Source organism: Actinoplanes sp. NPDC051861 (assembly GCF_040681145.1).
Lineage (GTDB): Bacteria > Actinomycetota > Actinomycetes > Mycobacteriales > Micromonosporaceae > Actinoplanes.
In genome coordinates this window covers 1-1,519 of sequence record NZ_JBFAYE010000048.1, presented here as the reverse complement: position 1 = coordinate 1,519, position 1,519 = coordinate 1, and the positions used below count along the sequence as shown (strand labels likewise).

Sequence of the window (1,519 nt, the reverse complement as noted above, 5' to 3'; positions counted from 1 at the left end):
GTAACCTTTCTGTGGTGTGTGGCGTTGCGTTCGGCAAGTGTTCTGTCGAGCGTTGGAGTGCCGGGTGGTTCGTGCGGTGTGTCCGCCGGCCGCGGGTCCGTTGGAGGACTACGCGGCGTGTTTCGACGAGTTGTTCTCCCGGCTGGCCCAGCGGCGCGGGTTCCGTGAGTATCTGACCGGCCTGCTCGCACCCCGCGATCGGAACAAGACCTTGACGGGCTTGGCAGGGGCGGAGCCGGTCGCGGGGGCGCAGCATGCGGCGGTGCAGCGGTTGCAGTACTTCCTGTCGCAGTCGACATGGGACCCCGATGAGATCAACCGGCGGCGCCTCGAGCTACTGGTGAACGATCCGGCGACCGCGCCGCACTCCCGTGGGGTGATCGCGATCGATGATTCCGGCGACCGTAAGGACGGTGCCGCGACGGCGCATGTGGGCCGGCAGTGGCTGGGCCGGTACGGCAAGACCGACAACGGCATCGTCACCGTGAGCACGGTGTGGGCCGACGAGCGTGTCTACTATCCGCTGCACGCGCAGCCCTACACCCCGGCATCACATTACGAGAAGAAGCAGGCCGATCCCGGGTTCCGGACCAAGTTGCAGATCGCCGCCGATCTGATCGCCAAAGCGCTCGCGGCGGGCGTGGTCTGCCGGGCGGTGGTGGCGGACAGCTTCTACGGCGAGCACGACGACCTGCGTGGCGTGCTGCGGCACAGCGGGTTGGGGTTCGTCATGGCGCTCAAGCCGTCGAGGGGCACCTGGCAGCACGGTGCCGAGGCCTACACACCCAGAGACGCCGCCCGCACGGTGCCCTGGGCCGGCCCGGACGATCCCGGCGGTTGGCACCCGGTCACGCGCACCTTCCGCGACGGGCACACCGAGACCTGGTGGGCCACCGACGCCCGGCTCGGCTGGTGGGGACCCGACGGACACACCCGCCTCGTGATCGCCACCACCGACCCGCAAACCCTGCCGGACAAGGCCACCTGGTACCTGGCCACCAACCTGCCCCGCCCCGGCGGCCCCCACGACATTGCTGACGCGGCCCACGAGCCAGCGGACCTGACCGAGCTCGTGCGGCTCTACGGGATCCGGCACTGGATCGAGCAAAGCTACAAGCAGGTCAAGGACGAACTGGGCTGGGCCGACTTCCAAGTCCGCTCCGCGACCGCGATCCGACGCCACCAAACCCTGGTGAACTGCGCGTTCTCGTTCTGCTGGGACACCTGGTTCGACCCACCATCCACCAGCGACAACACCGCCACTGTCCCGGAATCCGTCCCCGACGACTCCGGAGAGAGGGGGCCCCGAACCCGACTCGACCGCTGAGCAGCCCAGCTGGCCGAAAGCGCTACGCGCCGTCCGCGCCTGGCTCACCCCATGGCTGGTCCTGCACCGCTGCTGGACAGCCTGGACCGACAAACCACCACCCCGCGAACTCCAGCAACTACTCAACGCCGTCGGAAACGGCCACGCCCTCAACCTCTATCTACCCCCATAAAGGCGACAAACTACCGCTAG

The 1,519-nt window shown here is 68.2% G+C and carries 1 protein-coding gene; it reads left to right on the top strand.

Translation table 11 applies throughout. From position 1 onward, the window contains the following. Nucleotides 1–64: 64 nt before the first annotated feature. Entirely contained in the window at nucleotides 65–1,327 is a 1,263-nt protein-coding gene (locus AB0M02_RS46720) for an IS701 family transposase (protein ID WP_364238993.1), read from the top strand. Nucleotides 1,328–1,519: the final 192 nt, after the last annotated feature.